The organism is Micromonospora sp. NPDC047730 (assembly GCF_043204765.1).
GTDB lineage: Bacteria > Actinomycetota > Actinomycetes > Mycobacteriales > Micromonosporaceae > Micromonospora.
In genome coordinates this window covers 1-22,870 of record NZ_JBIDCU010000015.1, presented here as the reverse complement: position 1 = coordinate 22,870, position 22,870 = coordinate 1, and the positions used below count along the sequence as shown (strand labels likewise).

3 protein-coding genes are annotated in these 22,870 nt (G+C 75.4%); all 3 read right to left on the bottom strand.

The features are described from left to right. Window positions 1–20 precede the first annotated feature (20 nt). Window positions 21–9,464 (bottom strand): type I polyketide synthase, encoded by a 9,444-nt coding sequence (locus tag ACGF5G_RS27235; RefSeq protein WP_393267774.1) that lies wholly within the window; start codon window positions 9,462–9,464, stop codon window positions 21–23. Window positions 9,465–9,511: 47 nt separating this feature from the next. Then, window positions 9,512–14,491, bottom strand: coding sequence for a type I polyketide synthase (locus tag ACGF5G_RS27230; protein ID WP_393267772.1), 4,980 nt, complete (start codon window positions 14,489–14,491; stop codon window positions 9,512–9,514). A gap of 36 nt (window positions 14,492–14,527) precedes the next feature. After that, on the bottom strand, window positions 14,528–22,870 hold an 8,343-nt coding region (locus ACGF5G_RS27225), incomplete at its 5' end, for an SDR family NAD(P)-dependent oxidoreductase (RefSeq protein WP_393267771.1).

Below are 22,870 nucleotides of genomic sequence, written 5' to 3'. Positions count from 1 at the left end.
GCTCCTTGCGGCCAGCCGGGTCACGAGTCGGTGCCTTCCAGGGCCATCCGGACCAGGCCGGCGACGTCGAGTTCGCGGATCTCGTCCTCGGGCGCGGCCGGCGCGGCCGCGACGGCGGCCACCGGGGCGGCCGGGGCCGAGCCGGCGACCGTGGGGGCCAGCCGGAGGAGCTGGTCGAGCAGGCCGGCCTGGCGCAGCTGGTCCAGCGGGATCGCGGCGAGGACCCGGCGCACCGACTCCTCGTCGCCGCCGTCGCCGGCGTCCGCCCCGGCGTCGGGGAACAGTTCCTCGTACAGGTGGTCGGCCAGGCCGGCCGGGGTCGGGTAGTCGAAGACGACCGTGGTGGGCAGCTCGTGCCCGGTCGCCGCGGTAAGCAGGTTGCGCAGCTCCACGGCGGTGAGCGAGTCGAAGCCGAGGTCGAGGAAGCCCCGGTCGGTGTCGATCGCGTCCCCGGACTGGTGGCCGAGCACCTTGGCCGCGTCCACCCGCACCATGTCCAGCAGCGCGGCGCGCCGCTCCTCGGCCGGGAGCCCGCGCAGCTCCACCAGCAGGTCCCGGTGGACCGGCGCGGCCGGGTCGGGCGCGGCGGCGGGGGCGGCGGCCAGCGCCCGTACGGCCGGCAGGCCGGCCAGCAGCGGGCTGGGCCGCAGCGCGGTGAACAGCGGGTGGAACGTGGCCCAGTCGACGTCGGCGACGGTCACGCAGGTGTCCCCGACGGCCAGGGCGTGCCGCAGCCCGGCCATCGCCACGCCGGGCGGCATCACCCGCAGGCCCCGGCGGCGCAGCTGCTCCGGCGCGCCGTCGGTGAACATGCCGGACTCGGTCCACGGCCCCCAGGCCACGGAGGTGGCCGGCAGGCCCCGGGCGTGCCGCCGCTCGGCGAGCGCGTCCAGGTAGGCGTTGCCGGCCGCGTAGGCACCCTGGCCGCCGCTGCCCCACACGGCCGCGATGGACGAGAACAGCACGAATGCGTCCAGCTCGACGCCGTCGAGCAGCTCGTCGAGCAGCTCGGCGCCGGCCAGCTTCGGGGCGATGACGTACGCCAGGTCCTCCAGCGTGCTGTCGGCCAGCGGCACCACCTCGCTGACCCCGGCGGCGTGCACCACCGCGCGCAGCGGCGGGCCCTCCCGGCGCAGCTCGGCCAGCAGGCCGGTCATCGCGGCGCGGTCGGCGGCGTCGCACCGGGCCACCCGGCACTCGACGCCGAGGGCGGCCAGCTCGGCCAGCAGCTCGGCGGCGCCGGGGGTGTCCGCGCCACGCCGGCTGGTCAGCACGATCCGCTCGGCGCCCGCGCCGGCGACCCAGCGGGCGACGTGCCCGCCCAGCGCCCCGCTACCGCCGGTGATCAGCACGGTGCCGCGGGGCCGCCACGGCGCGGGGTCGGCGGCGGTGACCGCCGGAGCGAGCCGGCGGACGAACACGCCGGACTCGCGGACGGCGAGCTGGTCCTCCGCGCCGCCACCGGTGAGCACGGCCCCAAGGCGGGCCGCGGTCCAGCTGTCGATGCTGGTGGGCAGGTCGACCAGCCCGGCCCAGCGGCCGGTCTGCTCCAGGGCGGCGACCCGACCCAGCCCCCACAGCATGGCCTGCCGGGGGTTCTCCGGGGCGTCGCCGCCGACGCCGACCGCGGCCTGGGTGACGCACCACAGCCGGGCCGGGGCGTCGGTGTCGGCGAGCTCCTGGAGCAGCCGCACGGTGGCGGCGAGCCCCCGCGGCAGCGCCGGGTACTCGGCGTGCGGGGCGTCGTCCAGGCCGAGGAAGGACAGGATCGACAGCGGCCCGTCGCCGGCCGCGTCGGCGACCACCTCGGCCAGCCGCGCGGCCAGGTCGTCGGGGTCGAGGGCGGTGTCCACCGGCACCGACGTGACGTCCGCGCCGAGGCTCCAGGTGCACGACTCCAGGGCGAGGTCGTCGGCCCGGTCGGCGGGCAGCAGCACCAGCCAACGGCCGGTGGCCTCCGGCGCGGGCGGCTCGGCCACCGGCTCCCACACCACCCGGTACCGGCTGCCGTCCACCAGGGAACGTTCCCGGCCGCGCCGCCGCCACGCGGACAGCGCCGGCAGCACCGCCCCGAACGGCTGGTCGCGGTGCACGTCCAACTCGTGGACGAGGGTGTCGAAGTCCTCGGCCTCCACCGCGGCCCAGAACCGGCGCTCGACCGCGGTGGCCTCGTCGGGGGCGTCCGCCGTGATCCACCGGGGCGGCTCCGGCCAGTAGCGCTGCCGCTCGAAGAGATAGGTGGGCAGGTCGACGCGCCGGGCCCCGGTGCCGGCGTACACGGCGGTCCAGTCCGGGGAGACGCCGTGGGTGTGCAGCGCGGCGACGGCCCGCATCAGGGTGGCCGGCTCCGGGCGGTCCCTGCGCAGGGTGGGCACCACCAGCGGGGCCCGGCCGCCGTCGGCGAGGACGGCCTGGGCGAGGGCGGTGAGCACCCCGTCCGGGCCGACTTCGACGTACGCGGTGACGCCCTGCTCCCGCAGCGCCGCGACGGCGTCGGCGAAGCGCACCGCGTCGCGGGCGTGCCGGACCCAGTAGGCCGGGGTGCCGATCCGCGCCACGTCGACCGGCGCACCGGTGACCGTGGAGACCATCGGAACGGTCGGGGCCTGGTAGCGCAGCCGGGCGGCGACGGCGGCGAAGTCGTCGAGCACCGGGTCCATCAGGGGACTGTGGAACGCGTGGCTGACCGTCAGCCGCTTGACCCGTACGCCCCGGGCGGTCCACTCGGCGGCCAGTTCCTCGACGGCGTCGCCGGCTCCGGAGACCACCACGGCGGTCGGGCCGTTGACGGCGGCGACGGAGACCCGGTCGACGCGGTCGCCGAGCGAGGCGGCCACCTCGTCCTCGGCGGCGGCGATGGCGAGCATCGCCCCGCCGTACGGCAGCGCCTGCATCAGCCGGCCCCGGGCGGCGACCAGCTCGGCGGCGTCGGCCAGGGACAGCACGCCGGCGGCGTGGGCGGCGGCGAACTCGCCGATGGAGTGCCCGGCGACGGCGGCGGGGCGTACGCCCCACGCCTGGAGGAGGCGGTACAGGGCCACCTCGACGGCGAACAGCGCCGGCTGGGTGAACTCGGTGCGGTCCAGCAGCTCCGCGTCGGGGGTGCCGGCGTCGGCGAAGAGCACCGGCTTCAGCGGGCGGGGCAGGTGCGGGTCGAGGGCGGCGCAGACCTCGTCGAGCGCGGCGGCGAAGACCGGGTACGCCTCGGCCAGCTCGCGGCCCATGCCGGCCCGCTGCGCGCCCTGCCCGGAGAACAGGTACGCCACCTTCGGCCGGGACGCCACGGCGCCGGTGACCAGCAGCGGCGAGTCGTCGCCGGAGCCGAGGGCGCGCAGCTCGTCGCGCAGGGTGTCCGGGTCGGTGGCCAGGACGACGGCCCGGTGCTCCAGGGCGGCCCGGGACACCACCGACGACCAGCCGACGTCGACCGTCGACGGGGCCTGCGGCCCGGTGAGCCGGTCGGCCCACGGGGCGGCCTGGGCGGCCAGCGCGGACGCGCTACGCGCCGACAGCAGCACCGGCACGACCGGCAGCCGGCCGTCCTCGCCCGCCGGCGAGGCCGGCGCGGCGGACTCCAGGGCCTGCTCCAGGATGACGTGCGCGTTGGTGCCGCTGATCCCGAACGAGGAGACGGCGGCACGGCGCGGGTGGTCGGTCACCGGCCAGGGCCGGCCCTCGGTGAGCAGTTCGACGGCGCCGACGTTCCAGTCCACCTGGTTGGTCGGCTCATCCACGTGCAGGGTCCGCGGCAGGTACTCGTGCTGGAGGGCCAGCACCATCTTGATGATGCCCGCGACGCCGGCGGCGGCCTGCGTGTGGCCGATGTTGGACTTGATCGACCCGAGCCAGAGTGGCTGGTCCGCCGGCCGGTCCTGCCCGTACGTGGCGAGCAGCGCCTGCGCCTCGATCGGGTCGCCCAGCCGGGTGCCGGTGCCGTGCGCCTCCACGGCGTCCACGTCGGCGGCGGCGAGGCCGGCGTTGGCCAGGGCCTGCCGGATCACCCGCTGCTGCGACGGACCGTTCGGGGCCGTCAGGCCGTTGCTGGCGCCGTCCTGGTTGACGGCGCTGCCCCGGATCACCGCGAGGACCCGGTGGCCGTTTCGGCGGGCGTCGCTCAGCCGCTCGACCAGCAGCACGCCGAGGCCCTCGCCCCAGCTCGTGCCGTCGGCGGCAGAGGCGAACGCCTTCACCCGGCTGTCCGGGGCCAGGCCCCGCTGCCGGCTGAAGCCCACGAACACCCCGGGGGTGGCCATCACGGTGACCCCGCCGACCAGGGCGAGGGAGCACTCCGCCTGGCGCAGCGCCTGGCAGGCCCAGTGCAGCGCGACCAGCGACGAGGAGCAGGCGGTGTCCACCGAGACGGCGGGCCCCTCCAGGCCGAGGGTGTACGACACCCGGCCGGAGAGGACGCTGGCGGCGTTGCCGGTCATCAGGTGCCCCTCGGCACCCTCGGCGGCGAACATCAGGTTGCGGTAGTCCTGGTAGTTGGTGCCGACGAAGACGCCCGTGGGGCTGCCGCGCAGCGCCTGCGGGTCGATCCCGGCCCGCTCGATCGCCTCCCAGGACGCCTCCAGCAGCAGCCGCTGCTGCGGGTCCATGGCCAGGGCCTCCCGGGGGCTGATGCCGAAGAACCCGGCGTCGAAGTCGGCGACCCCGGTGACGAACGCGCCCTCCCGGGCGTAGCTGGTGCCCTCGTGCTCCGGGTCGGGGTCGAAGAGCCGGTCGAGGTCCCAGCCCCGGTCGGTGGGGAACTCGCCGATCGCGTCCCCGCCTGCGGCGAGCAGCTGCCACAGCAGCTCCGGGTTGTCCGCCCCGCCGGGGAAGCGGCAGCTCATCGACACGATGGCGATCGGTTCGTCGTCGGCTCGGGTGGCGGCCGGGGCCGGGGCGGACGCGGCCGGCGCGACGCCGGTGAGCAGCTCGTCGAGGTGCCCGGCGAGAGCCGTCGGGTTGGGGTAGTCGAAGGCGAGCGTCGTGGGCAGCCGCAGGTCGGTGGCGGTGGCGAGCAGGTTTCGCATGTCCACCGCGGTCAGCGAGTCCAGGCCCAGGTCCCGGAAGGGCCGGGTGGCCGGCACGTCGTCCGGCGAGCCGTAGCCGAGGGCGGTCGCCGCGCACTGACGGACCAGTTCCAGCAGCGCCTCGGTGCGCTCCACCGGGGACAGCCCGCCGAGCCGCCGGGCCAGCGCCGACGATACGTCCGTCTCCTCCTCGGCGGTCTGCTGCGCGAGCTGCCGGGCCGCCTCGCGCACCTCGGGCAGGTCGCCGATCAGCGGGCTGCGCCGGACCAGGGCGAACGCGGGGGCGAACCGGGGCCAGTCGATGTCGGCGATCAGGGTGGTGGCGTCGCCGCGACGCAGCGCCCGCGCGAGCGCCTCGACGGCCAGCTCCGGATCCATGCCGACCATGCCGCCCCGGCGCAGCCGCTGCTGCGCCCGCTCGTTGTCGGCGGGCAGGCCCGCGCCGCTCCAGGCGCCCCAGGCGACGGAGAGTGCCGGCAGGCCCTCGGCCTGGCGCCGCTCGGCGAGGGCGTCGAGGAAGGCGTTCGCCGCCCCGTACGCGCCCTGCCCGGCGTTGCCGGTGGTGCCGGCGACCGAGGAGAACAGCACGAACGCGTCCAGGTCGAGGTCGCGGGTCAGCTCGTCCAGGTGGACGGCGGCGGCGCACTTGGGTGCGGCGACGGTGTGCAGGCGCTGCGGGGTCACCGTGTCCACGATGCTGTCGTCGAGCACGGCGGCGGTGTGCAGCACGGCGGTCAGCGGGGCGTCGGCGGGCGCGGCGGCCAGCAGGCCGGCGACCTGGTCGCGGTCGGTGACGTCGCAGCGGGCCACCGTGACCCGTACGCCGAGCCCGGTCAGCTCCGCCTCCAGTTCGGCGGCGCCCGGCGCGTCCGGACCGCTCCGGCTGGCCAGCAGGACGTGCTGCGCGCCCGCGCGGGCCGCCCAGCGGGCCATGTGCCCGCCGAGCCCGCCGGTGCCGCCGGTGATGAGCACGGTGCCGCGCATCCGCCAGCCGTCGTCCTCCGTCCCGCCCGTGGACGTGGCCGGCTCGGCGTCGGTGATCCGGGTGAGCCGGCGGACGAAGACACCCGAGTCGCGGACGGCGATCTGGTCCTCGCCGCCGGTGTCGCCGAGCACCGCGCAGAGCCGCGCACCGGTGAAGGGGTCGAGGGTGTCCGGCAGGTCCACGAGACCGGCCCAGCGGTCGGGGTGCTCCAGGGCGACCGCCCGACCGAGGCCCCAGACGGCGGCAGCCGCCGGGTGCGGCGGCGGGTCGCCGGCACCGACCGTGACGGCCCGCCGGGTCGCGCACCACAGCGGCGCCTCGACGCCGAGCGCGCCGAGCGCCTGCACCAGCAGGACGGTCCCGGTCACGCCGAGCGAGGTCGCGGGGTGCTCCGGGTGCGCGCGCTCGTCCAGCCCGAGCAGCGAGAGCACGGCTCCGGGTCCGTCGCCGGCGGGGAACACGGCCCGCAGCCGGTCGGCCAGCTCCGGCTCGTCGCCGGCCGCGTCCACCTCGACGGATACGACGTCCGCGCCGACGCTCGCGAGCGCGCCGAGCACGTCGGCAACCAGCGGGTCCTCCGCCATTCCGGCGGGAACCGGAACCAGCCAGGCGCCGGTGAGCCGGGTGAGCGGCAGGTCCGACAGGGCGGGCCAGGTGATCCGGTACCGCCAGCGGTCGATGTCCGGGGCGCCCGCGGAGTCTCTGGGGAAGACGGGCGGCGCGGGCCAGTACCTGCGGTGGTCGAAGGCGTACGTGGGCAGGTCGACGGTCGGCGTCTTCGCCAGGACCTTCGTCAGGTCGACGGGCAGGCCGATCGCGTGCGCGGTGGCCAGGTTGGTCAGCAGGCGGGTCGGGTCGTCGTCACCCCGACGCAGGCTGCCCAGCGTGTACCCGGCCGTGCCGGTGTCGTCCAGGATCGCCGTCACCGGCATCGTCAACACCGGGTGCGGGGAGATCTCCACGAACGTGCTGTGCCCCGCCGCGACCGCGACCCGCACGGCCGCATCGAACTGGACCGTCCGCCGCAGATTGTCGTACCAGTAGTCCGCCGTCATGCTCTCCGGCTGCACCCAGTCACCGGTCAACGTCGACACCAGACGGGTGTGACCGGCCTGCGGGGCGATGCCGGCCAGGTCGGCACGCAACCGCTCGGCGACCTCCTGCACAGATGGCGAATGCGACGCGTAGTCCACCGGAATCAACCGCGCCCGCACACCCTCGGCCTGACACGCCTCCACCAGATCGGCCACCGGCCGCGGCGGCCCCGACACCACCACCGTCGACGGACCGTTCACCGCGGCGATCCCCACACCGGGGAAGACGTCCAGTCGGGCGGCAACCGCCTCGGCGGACAGGTCCACCGACGCCATCGTCCCCGTCCCCCGCAGCACCGCCAGGGCCCGCGACCGCAACGCCACCGTCCTGGCGGCGTCCTCCAACGACAGAATCCCGGCGACACACGCCGCACCGATCTCACCCTGCGAGTGACCGACCACCGCCTGCGGCACCACACCCACGTGCCGCCACACCGCCGCCAGAGCGACACCCACCGCCCACAGCACCGGCTGCACGACCTCGACCCGGTCCAGCCACGACTCGTCCTCACCCGTCAACACCGACACCACATCGACATCGAGATACGGGGCAAGCGCCCGCTGGCACTCCGCGAGACGGTCGTCGAACACCGGCGTACGACCCACCAGACCGGCCGCCATCCGCGCCGACTGCGCCCCCTGACCGGGGAACACGAACACGGGACCGGCACCGGAACCGGTCGCCGTACCGGAGACGACGTTGCCGGCCGGAGACCCGGCAGCCAGCGCGTCCAGCCCGGCCAGCAACTCCTCCACGCCCGCGCCGACCACCACCGCCCGCTGGTCCAACGTCGACCGGGTCGTGACCAACGACCAGCCGACCGCCGCCACATCGACGTCACCACGCTCGCGGACGTGCGCGGCGAGCCGCGCCGCCTGACCCGCCAGCGCCCCCTTCGACCGCGCCGACACCGGCCAGACGAGGACATCGGAGTCGACCAGACCGGGGGCCGGGTCGGGCTGGGCCGTGGCCGTCTCCGGCTCGTCCGGCTGCTCGATGATGACGTGGGCGTTGGTGCCGGAGATGCCGAACGAGGAGACGGCTGCCCGGCGCACCCGGCCCGTCTCGGGCCACGGCCGTGCCTCGGTCGTCAGCTCGATGGCGCCCGCCGACCAGTCGACGTGCGGGGTCGGCTCGTCCACGTGCAGCGTCGCCGGCACGACCCCGTGCCGCATCGCCAGCACCATCTTGATCACGCTGGCCACGCCCGCAGCGGCCTGCGCGTGGCCGATGTTGGACTTCAGCGAGCCGAGGAGCAGCGGCGCGGCGTCCTCCCGGTCCTGCCCGTACGTCGCCAGCAGCGCCTGCGCCTCGATCGGGTCACCGAGCGTCGTGCCGGTGCCGTGCGCCTCCACCACGTCGACGTCGGCCGTGGACAGCCGGGCGCTCGTGAGTGCCTGGCTGATCACCCGCTGCTGGGCGGGGCCGTTCGGGGCGCTCAGGCCGTTGGAGGCGCCGTCCTGGTTCACGGCGGAGCCGCGTACCACGGCGAGGATCCGGTGGCCGTTGCGGCGGGCGTCGGACAGCCGCTCGACCAGCAGCCAGCCGACGCCCTCGGAGAACCCGGCACCGTCGGCGGAGGCGGCGAAGGACTTGCACCGGCCGTCCGGGGAGAGGGCCCGCTGCCGGCTCGACCCGACGTACAGGCCCGGGGTGGCCATCACGGTCACGCCCCCGGCCAGGGCCAGGTCACACTCCCCCGCCCGCAGTGCCTGCACGGCGAGGTGCAGGGCCACCAGGGATGAGGAGCAGGCCGTGTCGATCGATACGGCCGGCCCCTCCAGCCCGAGGGTGTACGACACGCGACCGGACGCGACGGCCGCCGCGCCCCCGGTCATCGAGTGTCCCTCGTCGCCGTCCGGCGACATCATCAGCAGGGTGGCGTAGTCCTGCCCGTTGGTGCCGACGAACACCCCGGTCCGGCTGCCGCGCAGCGAGGCCGGGTCGATGCCGGCGGCCTCGACCGCCTCCCAGGAGGTCTCCAGCAGCAGCCGCTGCTGGGGGTCCATGGCGAGCGCCTCGCGGGGCGAGATGCCGAAGAAGGCGGCGTCGAAGTCCCCGGCGCCGTCGACGAACCCGCCCTCCCGGGCGTACGAGGTGCCCGGGTGGTCGGGGTCGGGGTGGTAGAGCCGCTCCAGGTTCCAGCCCCGGTCGTCGGGGAAGGGCGCCACGGCGTCCCGGCCGTCCCGCAGCAACTCCCACAGGTCGTCGGGGTTGCGCACCCCGCCGGGCAGGCGGCAGCTCATCGCCACGATCGCCACCGGCTCCAGTTCCTGGGACTGCACCTCACTGAGCCGGCGGCGGGTGTCGTGGAGATCAGCCATGACCCGCTTGAGGTAGTCGCGGAGCTTGTCTTCATTGGCCATCGGAGTGCCGCTTCCTGAGCAGGGACGAAGGGGAGCCGGAGCTGGGGTCAGGAGATGCCGAGGTCCTTGTCCACCATGGCGAACAGTTCGTCGTCGGTGGCGTCGTCGAGGTGCCGGCCGATGTCGCCGCCACCGCTCTCCTGGCCGAGCCGGGAGAGCATCGCCTGGAGGCGCACGGTGGCCCGCACCCGCGCCGCCTCGTCCCGCGCCACCACGTCGAGACTGTCGGCGATCCGGTCGAGGTCGTCGAGCAGAGCGGTGGGGGTGACCACGTCGTCCTGGGCGACCTCGGCGAACAGGTACTCGGCCAGGGTCGTCGGCGTCGGGTAGTCGAACACCAGGGTGACGGGTAGGCCCACGCCGGTGGCCGTGCCGAGCCGGTTGCGCAGCTCGACCGCGGTGACGGAGTCGAAGCCCAGCTCCCGGAACGCCCGGTGCTCGTCCACCGACTCGGCGGACGGGTAGTTCAGGACGGCGGCGACCTGGCTGCGGACGACGGCGAGCAGCACGGCGAGCCGTTCGGCCGCGGGGAGCCCGGCGAGGTGGTCCTGCAACGAGTCGGGGCTGCCGGCGGCCTCAAGGGTGGCGGTCCGCTCGGCCGTCTGCAGCCGGCGTACGTCCGGCAGGTCGCTGATCAGCGCACCGGGGCGGGTGGCGGTGAAGGCCACGGAGAACCGTTCCCAGGCGATGTCGGCGATGGTGAGGAACGCCTCGCCGTGGTCCACGGCCTGGTGCAGGGCGGTGATCGCCGCCTCGGGGGCCATCTCCGGTACGCCGTGGCGGTGCAGCAACTCACCGAACGGGCCCTCGGCCATGCCGCCGCCGGCCCAGGCGCCCCACGCGACCGAGGTGCCGGGCAGCCCGAGGCCGCGTCGGTGCTGGGCGAGCGCGTCGAGGAACGCGTTGCTCGGCGCGTAGTTGCCGACGCCCGAGCTGGCGACGCTGCCGGCGAAGGAGGAGAACATGATGAAGGCGGACAGGTCCAGGTCCAGCGTCAGCTCGTGCAGGTTGTACGCGACGTCGACCTTGGCCTGGAGCACCCGTTCGATCTGCTCCAGCCGGATGTCGTTGATCATGGCGTCGTCGAGTACGGCGGACGCGTGCACGACCGTGGTGAGCGGGTACTCCGCCGGGATCGCCTCGATCAGCGCGGCGAGCGCGTCCCGGTCCGAGGCGTCGCACTCGGCCACGGTGACCTGAACGCCCAGCCCGGTGATGTCGTCGACGAGTTGCTGCGCGCCGGGCGCGGCCATGCCCCGCCGGCTGACGACGACGATGTTCTGTGCGCCGCAGCGGGCCAGCCACCGGGCGGCGTGCCCGCCCAACGCGCCGGTGCCGCCGGTGACCAGCGCCGTGCCGGACGGCTTCCACGGGTTGGCCGGCTGGCTGTCGCCGAGCGGGACCCGGGTGAGCCGGCGGGCCAGCAGGCCGCCGGGGCGTACCGCGATCTGGTCCTCCTCGCCGGCGGCGGTGAGGGCCGCGACGAGCAGGCCCGCGCAGTGCTCGTCCACGGCCTCGGGCAGGTCCACGAGGCCGCCCCAGCGCTGCGGGTGTTCGAGCGCGGCGACCCGACCGAAGCCCCAGACCAGCGACTGCACCGGGGAGCGCAGCAGGTCGGTCAGGCCGACCGAGGCCGCGCCGGAGGTGACGCTCCACATGGGCGCGCGCAGGCCGATGTCGCCGAGGGCCTGGAAGAGCGCGACGGTGGCCGCGAAGCCGCCCGGCACGGACGGGTGCAGCGGGTGGGCCAGCTCGTCGAAGGCGAGCAGCGACACCACGCCGGCGACGTCGACCGTCCCGTCGCCCTGCCCGGGCACGGCGGCGAGCGCCTCCCGCACCAGCTTGGCGAGCAGGTCGCGGCCGGCGTCGGCGGTGGAGACCGGGACGGGGACCAGGGTCGCTCCCGCGTCCGCGAACGCCTCGACGCAGGCATCCTGCCACGGCTCGACGATGTCGCCGGTCGGCAGCACCACGATCCAGGTGCCCGCCATGCCGCAGTTGTGCACGCCGGTCAGCGGCTTCCAGGTGTCCTGGTAGCGCCAGCTGTCGATGTCGGACTGGCGGCGGCGCTTCCGCCGCCACGAGGTGAGCAGGGGCAGGGCGGGGCGCAGCGCGTCGAGGGCCTCGTCCGGGAGGGTGTCCTCCGTGGCGACGGTCTCGGCGAGCGCGGTCAGGTCCCCGCGTTCCACGGCCGCCCAGAAGCTGGCGTCACCCGGGTCGGCCGCCCCCTGGAGCAGGCTCTCCAGGTCGGGGCCGCCGCTGCCGTCCAGCCACAACCGCTGGTGGTCGAACGCGTACGTGGGCAGCGCCGTCACGTCCGTCTCGGCGAGCACCGTCGTCAGGTCGACGGGCAGGCCGATCGCGTGCGCGGTGGCCAGGTTGGTCAGCAGGCGGGTCGGGTCGTCGTCACCCCGACGCAGGCTGCCCAGCGTGTGCCCGGCCGTGCCGGTGTCGTCCAGGATCGCCGTCACCGGCATCGTCAACACCGGGTGCGGGGAGATCTCCACGAACGTCGTGTGCCCCGCCGCGACCGCGACCCGCACGGCCGCGTCGAACTGGACCGTCTGCCGCAGGTTGTCGTACCAGTAGTCCGCCGTCATGCTCTCCGGCTGCACCCAGTCGCCGGTCAACGTCGACACCAGACGGGTGTGACCGGCCTGCGGGGCGATGTCGGACAGGTCGGCACGCAACCGCTCGGCGACCTCCTGCACAGATGGCGAGTGCGACGCGTAGTCCACCGGAATCAACCGCGCCCGCACACCCTCGGCCTGGCAGGACTCCACCAGATCGGCCACCGGCTGCGGCGGCCCCGACACCACCACCGTCGACGGACCGTTCACCGCGGCGATCCCCACGCCGGGGAAGGCGTCGAGTCGGGCGGCGACCGCCTCGGCGGACAGGTCCACCGACGCCATCGTCCCCGTCCCCCGCAGCACGGCGAGGGCCCGCGACCGCAACGCCACCGTCTTCGCCGCATCATCGAGGGACAGGATCCCGGCGACACACGCCGCACCGATCTCACCCTGCGAGTGGCCGATCGCCACGTCCGGGACCACGCCGGCCGCGCGCCAGACGGCGGCCAGGGCCATGCCCACCGCCCACAGCACCGGCTGCACGACCTCGACCCGGTCCAGCCACGACTCGTCGTCCCCCGTGAGGACGGAGACGAGGTCCACGTCCAGGTACGGCGCAAGCGCCCGCTGGCACTCCGCGAGACGGTCGTCGAACACCGGCGTACGACCCACCAGACCCGCCGCCATCCGCGCCGACTGCGCCCCCTGACCGGGGAACACGAACACGGGACCGGCACCGGAACCGGTCGCCGTACCGGAGACGACGTTGCCGGCCGGAGACCCGGCAGCCAGCGCGTCCAGCCCGGCCAGCAACTCCTCCACGCCCGCGCCGACCACCACCGCCCGCTGGTCCAACGTCGACCGGGTCGTGACCAACGACCAGCCGACCGCCGCCACATCGACGTCACCACGCTCGCGGACGTGCGCGGCGAGCCGCGCCGCCTGACCCGCCAGCGCCGCCTTCGACCGCGCCGACACCGGCCAGACGGTCACGTCCGAGGCGATCAGGCCGGGCCGGCGGGCCGGCTCGACGGCCGCCTCCCCGTCCACGCTCTCGGGGCCGGCGACGCCGGGCCGGTACTCCTCCACGATCACGTGCGCGTTCGTGCCGCTCACCCCGAACGAGGACACGCCGCCACGGCGCGGCCGGCCCAGCTCCGGCCACGGCCGGGCCTCGGTGAGCAGGGACACCGCGCCCGCGGACCAGTCCACGTGCGGGGACGGCTCGTCGATGTGCAGGGTCTCCGGCATGACGCCGTTGCGCACCGCCATCACCATCTTGACCATGCCCGCGACGCCGGCCGCGCTCTGGGTGTGGCCGATGTTCGACTTCACCGAGCCGAGCCACAGCGGCCGGTCGGCGGGGCGGTCCTGCCCGTACGTGGCGATGAGCGCCTGCGCCTCGATGGGGTCGCCGAGGGTGGTGCCGGTGCCGTGCGCCTCGACCATGTCGACGTCGGCGCTGCCGAGCCGGGCGTTGGTGAGGGCCTGCCGGATGACCCGCTGCTGGGATGGGCCGTTCGGGGCGGTGAGGCCGTTGGAGGCGCCGTCCTGGTTGAGGGCGCTGCCCCGGATGACGGCGAGGATCGGGTGGCCGTTGCGCTCGGCGTCGGCGAGCCGCTCCACGACGAGCACGCCGCCGCCCTCGCCCCAGCCGGTGCCGTCCGCGCCGGCCGCGAACGCCCTGCACCGTCCGTCGACGGACATGCCGCGCTGCCGGGAGAAGACGATGAAGACGCCGGGGGTGGCCATCACGGTGACGCCGCCGGCGATGGCCATGTCGCACTCGCGGCGGCGCAGCGCGTTCGCCGCCAGGTGCAGCGCCACCAGGGACGACGAGCAGGCGGTGTCGACGGTGACGGCCGGCCCGTTGAGGCCGAGCGTGAACGAGATCCGGCCGGACGCGACGCTGGTGGTGTTGCCGGTGCCGAGGTACATGTCGACGCCCTCGGGCACGTACGACAGGCCCATCCCGTAGTTGGAGGTGCTCAGCCCGACGAAGACGCCGGTCTGGCTGCCGCGCAGCGACAGCGGGTCGATGCCGGCCCGCTCGATGGCCTCCCAGGACGTCTCCAGCAGCAGCCGCTGCTGCGGGTCCATCGCCAGTGCCTCGCGGGGGCTGATGCCGAACAGGGACGGGTCGAAGTCGCCGGCCCCGTCGAGGAAGCCGCCGACCCGGGTGTAGCTCTTGCCCGGCTTGTTGGGGTCGGGGTCGTAGAGGCCCTCCAGGTCCCAGCCCCGGTCGTCCGGGAACTCGGTGAGGGCGTCCCGGCCGTCGGCGACCAACTCCCAGAGGTCCTCCGGCGACCGGACGCCGCCGGGGAAGCGGCAGCTCATCGAGACGATGGCCAGGGGTTCCTGGTCGCGCGCCTCGACGGTCTGCAGCTTCCGCTTGGTGTCGTGCAGGTCGGCGGTCACCCGCTTGAGGAAGTACCGAAGCTTGTCGTCGCTCATCGGGTGGCACCTTCCTCGATCCAGAAGTCGGTCATCTCAGGAGATTCCAAACTCTTTGCTGATGAAGTCGAAGATCTCGTCGTCGCTGGCCGACTCGAGGTCGGGCCGGTCCTCCTCGACGGCGGGCCCGGCGGCCAGGTCGGACGCCTTGGCCAGCAGGTCCCGCATCCGGGCCGTGAACCGGTCCCGGGCCGCCACGTCGAGCGGAATCGTGGTGAGCAGGCTCTCCACCGCGTCGATGCCCTGGAAGATGGGCTGGGTGGAGGGCGCCGCGTCGGCGGCGATCTCGCTGGTCAGCTTCTCGGCGAGCGCCGTCGGTGTCGGGTAGTCGAAGACCAGCGTCGCCGGCAGCCGCAGCCCGGAGAGACCGTTGAGCCGGTTGCGCAGGTCGACGGCGGTGAGCGAGTCGAAACCCAGGTCGGTGAAGAGGCGGCCGGGGTCGATCGCGTCGGCGCCGGCGTGGCCGAGGACCGCGGCGATGTTCGCCCGGACCACGTCGAGGACCACCTTGAGCCGTTCCGGCCCGGCCAGGCCGGCCAGTCGCTGGCTAAGCGGCACCCCGCCGGTGCGGCCACCGGCCGCGTCGACGGAGCGCCGCAGCGGCACCCGGACCAGAGCCCGGAGCATCGGGCCGAGGGACCCGGACTCGGCCTGCGTCCGCAGCGTCCCGACGTCCAGCCGCATCGGCACGACGGCCGCCGCGTCCAGCCGCCACGCCGCGTCGAAGAGGTCCAGCGCCTGCTCGGTGGAGAGGCCGGCGGCGCCCTGCTCGGCCATCCGCCGCACGTCCGCGTCGCCCAGGTGACCGGTCATGCCGCTGGCCTGCTCCCACAGGCCCCACGCCAGGGAGATGCCCGCAAGCCCCCGGGCCCGCCGGTGCGCGGCGAGGGCGTCGAGGAAGGCGTTCGCCGCCGCGTAGTTGGACTGGCCGGCGCTGCCCAGGGTGGCCGCCGCGGAGGAGAAGAGCACGAACGCCGCGAGGTCGATGCCCTCGGTGAGCCGGTGCAGGTGCCACGCCGCGTCGATCTTCGGCACGGCGACGGCGTCGAGGCGTTCGGGGGTCATCGACTCCAGCACCCCGTCGTCGAGGACGCCCGCGGCGTGCACGACGGCGGTGAGCGGGCGCTCGGCGGGCACCCCGGCGAGCAGCGCCGCCAGGGCGTCCGGGTCGGCGGCGTCGCAGGCGGCGACGGTCACCGCCGTACCGGCGGCGGCCAGCTCGGCGACGAGGTCGCCGATGCCCTCGGCGCTCGCGCCGCGCCGCCCGGCCAGCAGCAGGTGTTTCACGCCGTGGGCGGTGGCGAGGTGCCGGGCCAGGAGACGACCCAGCACGCCGGTGCCGCCGGTGATCAACACGGTGCCGTCCGGGTCGATGCCCCCGGGCAGCAGCTCCACCCCGGCCGGGACGCGCCCGAGGCGCGGCGTGCGGACCTGCCCGGCCCGCACGGCCAGCTGCGGCTCGCCCGAGGCGATCGCGGCGGCCAGCACCGCCGCGCTGTCCTGGTCGTCGTCGAGGTCCACCAGTTGCAGCCGGCCCAGGTGTTCGAGCTGGGCGGTGCGCAGCAGACCCCACACCGGGGCCTGGCGCAGGTTCACCGCGTCCTGCTCCCCCGCCGCGACCGCGTCGCGGGTGACCAGCACGAGGCGGGACTCGGCGAACCGGTCGTCGGCGAGCCAGGTCCGCAACCCCGCGAGCGTACGGTGCGTGGTGGCCCGCGCCTGACCGGCCAGCGCCGGGTCGGTCGGGTCGCCGGCCCCGCCGACGGGGACGATCACCGCCTCGGGCGCCGGCTCGCCCCCGGCGAGCAGGTCCCCGAGGGAGTCCAGGTCCACGTCGGTACGCACCCGCGCGCCGGCCGCCTCGCAGGCGGCGCTGAGGACGAGGTCGTCCCCGCCGAGCACCGCCCACCGGGTGGCCGCCGGCACCGGGCCGGTGGGCAGCGGCAGCGCCGGCCAGTCCACCTGGAACAGCGACTCGTGCCGGCCGGAGCGGGCCGCGCCGAGCGAGTCGCCGGAGACCCGGCGCATGATCAGCGAGTCGACGTGCATGACCGGGGCGCCGGTGGCGTCGGCCACCTGGAAGGACACCCCGACCTCGCCGGCCGCGGCGACGCGTACGCGCAGGGCGGTCGCCCCGGCGGCCAGCAGCGTGACCCCGGTCCAGGCGAACGGGAGCCGGGGGACGCTGGCGTCGGCGCCGTCGCCCATCCGGCCCAGGAAGCCGCCGATCGACATGGCCTGCAGGGCGCCGTCGAGCAGCGCGGGGTGCACGCCGAAACGGCCCGCCTCGCTGTGGTGGTCGGCCGGCAGCTCCACCTCCGCGAAGACCTCGTCACCCCGCGTCCACGCGGCGCGCAGGCCGCGGAACGCCGGGCCGTAGCCGAAGACGGTCGCCTCGATGCCGGCGTAGAAGCTGCCGGAGTCGACAGGGGTCGCGCCGGGCGGCGGCCACACCCCCAGGTCGAAGGCGGGCGCACCGCCGTCGGCCGGGTGGGGACCGAGCAGGCCGGTGGCGTGGCAGGTCCAGGCGACGTCGGCCAGGATCTCGTCCGAGCCGTCCCGGTACGGCCGGGAGTAGAGCTGGACGCCGCGCCGGCCGTCGTCGTCCCGGTCGCCGACCAGGAGCTGGACCTGGAGCGCGCCGAGCTCGGGCAGGACGAGCGGGGCGAGCAGGGTCAGTTCCTCCAGCCTCGGGCAGCCCGCCTGCTCCCCGGCGTACGTGGCCAGTTCCACGAAGGCGGTGCCGGGCAGCAGGATGTTGTCCATCACCCGGTGCTCGCCCAGCCACGGGTGGGTACGCACCGACAGCCGCCCGGTGAAGACCATCCGCTCGTTGTCCGGGAAGGTCAGCGCGGCGCTGAGCAGTGGGTGTCCGGCGTCCTGGAGGCCCGCGGAGGCGACGTCCTGCACCCGGTGCGCGGGCGCGTCGAGCCAGTACCGCTGGTGGTCGAAGGCGTACGTCGGCAGCGGCACGGTGTCGGTCCCCGTCAGGACCTTCGTCAGGTCGACGGGCAGGCCGATCGCGTGCGCGGTGGCCAGGTTGGTCAGCAGGCGGGTCGGGTCGTCGTCGCCCCGACGCAGGCTGCCCAGCGTGTGCCCGGCCGTGCCGGTGTCGTCCAGGATCGCCGTCACCGGCATGGTCAACACGGGGTGCGGGGAGATCTCCACGAACGTCGTGTGCCCCGCCGCGATCGCGACCCGCACGGCCGCGTCGAACTGGACCGTCCGCCGCAGGTTGTCGTACCAGTAGTCCGCCGTCATGCTCTCCGGCTGCACCCAGTCGCCGGTCAACGTCGACACCAGACGGGTGTGACCGGGCTGCGGGGCGATGTCGGACAGGTCGGCACGCAACCGCTCGGCGACCTCCTGCACAGATGGCGAGTGCGACGCGTAGTCCACCGGAATCAACCGCGCCCGCACACCCTCGGCCTGGCAGGACTCCACCAGATCGGCCACCGGCTGCGGCGGCCCCGACACCACCACCGTCGACGGGCCGTTCACCGCGGCGATCCCGACGCCGGGGAAGACGTCGAGTCGGGCGGCAACCGCCTCGGCGGACAGGTCCACCGACGCCATCGTCCCCGTCCCCCGCAGCACCGCCAGGGCCCGCGACCGCAACGCCACCGTCTTCGCCGCATCATCGAGGGACAGGATCCCCGCCACACAGGCCGCACCGATCTCACCCTGCGAGTGACCGACCACCGCCTGCGGCACCACACCCACGTGCCGCCACACCGCCGCCAGAGCGACACCCACCGCCCACAGCACCGGCTGCACGACCTCCACCCGCTCCAACCACGACTCGTCCTCACCCGTCAACACCGAGACGAGATCCACGTCGAGGTAGGCAGCCAGCGCCCGCTGGCACTCCGCGAGCCTGGCGTCGAACACCGGCGTCCGGCCGACCAGACCGGCAGCCATCCGCGCCGACTGCGCCCCCTGACCGGGGAACACGAACACCGGACCCGCGCCGTGACCCGACGCCGTGCCCGTGACCGCGTTGCCGGCCGGGGAACCCGCCGCGACGGCCTCCAGGCCGGCGAGCAGCTCCGCGACGCTCGCGCCGACGACGACGGCGCGCTGGTCGAGGATCGCGCGGGTCGTCGCCAGGGACCAGCCGACGGCCGCCGGGTCGAGGTCGCCGTGCTCCCGCGCGTACGCGGCGAGGCGGGCGGCCTGCCCGGCGAGGGCGGCCCGGGACCGGGCCGACAGCGGCCACACCACCGCGTCCGAGGCGACCAGCCCCGGGGCGGCGTCCACGGGCGCCTCGGTCTCGTCGGCCTGCTCGATGATGACGTGCGCGTTCGTGCCGGAGATGCCGAACGACGACACCGCCGCCCGGCGCGGGCGGTCCACCGCCGGCCAGGGCGTCGCCTCGGTGACGAGCGAGACCGCACCCGCCGACCAGTCGATGTGCGGCGACGGCTCGTCCACGTGCAGGCTTGCCGGCACGATCCCGTGCCGCATGGCCTGCACCATCTTGATCACTCCGGCGACGCCGGCGGCGGCCTGCGCGTGCCCGATGTTCGACTTGATCGACCCCAGCAGCAGCGGCAGGTCGGCGGGCCGGTCCTGCCCGTACGTGGCCAGCAGCGCCTGCGCCTCGATCGGGTCACCGAGGGTCGTGCCGGTGCCGTGCGCCTCCACCACGTCCACGTCGGCCGTGGAGAGCCGGGCGCTGGCGAGGGCCTGCCGGATGACCCGCTGCTGCGAGGGGCCGTTCGGCGCTGTCAGCCCGTTCGACGCCCCGTCCTGGTTGACCGCGGAGCCACGTACCACGGCGTAGACCTTGCGGCCCTGCCGGCGGGCGTCGGAGAGCCGCTGCACGAGCAGCATGCCGACACCCTCGGACCAGCCGGTGCCGTCGGCGGAGGCGGCGAACGACTTGCACCGCCCGTCGGCGGCCAGGCCGCGCTGCCGGGAGAACTCGATGAAGGCAGTCGGCGTGGCCATCACCATCACGCCGCCGGCGAGGGCCATGTCGCACTCGCCGCGCCGCAGCGCCTGCCCGGCCCAGTGCAGGGCCACCAGGGACGACGAGCAGGCGGTGTCGAGCGACACGGCCGGCCCCTCCAGCCCGAACGTGTACGCCACCCGGCCGGAGATGACGCTGCTGGTAAGCCCGGTCAGCGCGTAGCCCTCGGTGCCCTCCGGCGCGTACGCGAGCAGGTTGGCGTAGTCCTGTCCGCTGGTGCCGACGAACACGCCGGTGCTGCTGCCGCGCGCGGCGGCGGGGTCGATGCCGGCGGACTCGAAGGTCTCCCAGGTGGTCTCCAGCAGCAGCCGCTGCTGGGGGTCCATGGCCAGGGCCTCGCGCGGACTGATGCCGAAGAAGTCGGAGTCGAACCGGTCGACGCCGCTGAGGAAGCCACCGCCGCGGGCGTAGAACGTCCCGCTGGCGTCGGGGTCGGGGCTGTACAGCCCGTCCAGGTCCCAGCCCCGGTCGGTGGGCAGGTCGGTGATGGCGTCGACGCCGTCGGCGACGAGGCGCCACAGGTCGTCCGGGGACCACACCCCGCCGGGCAGCCGGCAGGCCATGCCGATGATCGCGAGGGGCTCGTCGTCGCCGACGGCGACGGTGGTGGTCGCGGGCCGGACCGGGACCGGGGTGCCGGCGATCTCGGTGCCCAGGAAGGCGGCCAGGTCGTGCGGGGTCGGGTAGTCGAAGACGAGGGTGGCCGGCAGCCGCATGCCGAACGCGTTGTTGAGCCGGTTGCGCATCTCGACGGCGGTGAGCGAGTCGAAGCCGAACTCGCTGAACGCTCGGCGCGGCTCGATCGCGGTCGGGTCGGGGTAGCCGAGCACGGCGGCGGCCTGGCCCCGGACGATCTCGACCAGCGCGGCGAGCCGGTCGGCGTCGCCGAGGGCGGCGAGCTGCTGGACGAGGGACGCGCCCGTGGTCACCGCGGCGGCGCGGGCGGGGGTGCGGATCAGCGCGCGGTACAGCGGCGGGACGCTGCCGCCGGCGAACTGCACCTTCATCGCGGCCAGGTCGAGGCGGGCCGGGACGAGCGCGGCGTCGGGGGTCCGGCAGGCGGCGTCGAAGAGCGCAAGGCCCTCCTCCGCCTCCATCGCCGCGACACCGGAGCGGGAGATCCGGTTGAGGTGGACGTCGTCCAGCTCGGTGGTCATGCCGCTGCGGTCGGCCCAGAGGCCCCAGGCGAGGGTGAGCGCGGCGAGGCCGTGCGCCTTGCGGTGGTGGGCCAGGCCGTCGAGGAACGCGTTGGCGGCGGCGTAGTTGCCCTGGCCGGGGCCGCCGGCGGTGGCGGCGAGGGACGAGTACGAGACGAACGCCCTCAGGTCGAGGTGGGCGGTCAGCTCGTGCAGGTTCCAGGCGGCGTCGACCTTGGGCCGCAGCACGGCGTCCATCCGCTCCGGGGTGAGCGAGGGGATGGTGCCGTCGTCGCGGACGCCGGCGGCGTGGATGACGGCGGTGAGCGGGTGTTCCGCCGGGATGCCGGCGAGCAGCTCGGCGACGGCGTTCCGGTCGGCGACGTCGCAGGCGGCGACGGTGACGGTCGCGCCGAGGGCCTCCAGGTCGGCGCAGAGTTCGGCGACCCCGGCGGCGGACCGGCCGCGCCGACTGGTGAGGATCAGGTGCCGGACGCCGTGGGTGGTGACCAGGTGCCGGCTCATGAGCTGGCCGAGGGTGCCGGTGGCGCCGGTGATCAGGACGCTCCCCTCGCCGTCGAACGGCGCGGCGGGCGGCTCGGCCTGGGCGGGAACCCGGGTGAGGCGGGCGCCGGCGGCGACGCCGGACCGGATGACGACCTGCGGCTCGTCGGTGGCGAGCGCCGGCACCAGCGCGGCGGCGGAGCCGGCCACGTCGTCGACGTCGACCAGCACGAACCGGTCGGGGTTCTCCGACTGGGCGGAGCGCAGCAGGCCGATCACGGCGGCGCCGGCCAGGTCGGTCAGGTCGCTGTCGTGGGCGGTGGCGACCGCGCCCCGGGTGAGCACCACGAGGCGGGAGGCCGTGTACCGGTCGTCGGCGAGGAACCGCTGGAGCGCGTCGAGCGCCCGGTGGGTGGTCTCGGCGACCGCGCGGGGCAGGTCGTCCGGTCCGGGTGGTTCGAGGAGGGGCACGACGAGCACGCCGGGGGCGTCCGCGCCGTCGTCCAGCGCCGCGGCCAGGGCGTCCAGGTCGGGGTACGCCACCGCGGCCGTCCCGCCGGCCACGAGCGCGTCGGTGAGGCCGGCGTCGGCGCCGACCACCGCCCAGCCGGCGGTCGCCGGGGCGGCGGTCGGGGCGAGCGGCGCCCACTCGATCCGGAACAGCGACTCGGTGCCGCCGCCTCCGGCCACCCGGAGCTGGTCGGCGGAGACGGGACGCAGGACGAGGGAGCCGACGGAGATGATCGGGGCGCCGGTGACGTCGGCCAGCAGCAGGGAGATGCTGTCGGTGCCGGTGTGCGTGACGCGGACCCGGGCCGCCGCCGCGCCGGCGGCGTGCAGGGCGACGTCGTTCCAGGAGAACGGCAGCCGTCCGTAGCCGGGCGGAATGTCCGCCCTCGACGGCTGGCCGGTGGCGGTGGTGAGCCCGAGGGTGTGCAGGGCCGCGTCGAGCAGCGCCGGGTGCAGGCCGTACCCGCCGGCCTCGGCGGCGGGGGTCTCGGGCAGCGTCAGCTCGGCGAACAGGTCCTCGCCGCGCCGCCAGGCGGAGCGCAGCGCGATGAAGGACGGGCCGTAGTCGTAGCCCTGGGCGGCGAGGTTCAGGTACAGGTCGTCGGTGGCGACCTCGGTCGCGCCGGGGGGCGGCCAGGCGGTGAGGTCGGACCAGCCGGGCGGCCCGCTGGGCACCGCCGGGCCGCTGGCCAGCACGCCGCTGGCGTTGCGGGTCCAGGCGCGTTCGCCGGGATTGTCGGTCGGCTCGCCGTCCGGGGCGGAGTGCAGCGACACCGAGCGGCAGCCGGTCTCGTCGGCCGGCCCGATCCAGAGCTGGATGTCGACGCCGCCCGTCTCGGGCAGGATCAGCGGCGACTCCAGGGTCAGTTCCCGGACGTGGTCCGCCCCGACGTGTGCGCCGGCCTGGAGCGCGAGTTCGACGAAGCCGGTGCCGGGCAGCAGCACGGTGTCGAACACGACATGGTCGGAGATCCACGGGTGGGTACGCCGGGCCAGCCGGCCGGTGAACAGGAAACCCTCGGCGTGTGCGACCCCGACGGCCGCGCCGAGCAGGGGGTGCTGGGCGGGGCGCAGGCCGACCGCGGTGACGTCCCCGGTCCACCCGGCGCCGGCCTCCGGCCAGTACCGCTGCCGCTGGAAGGCGTACGTGGGCAGGTCCACCCGGCTGGCGCCGGTGTCGGCGAACCACCGCGCCCAGGTGACCGGGACGCCGTGGACGTGCAGCTCGGCCAGGGCCGCCAGCAGGGCGTGCCC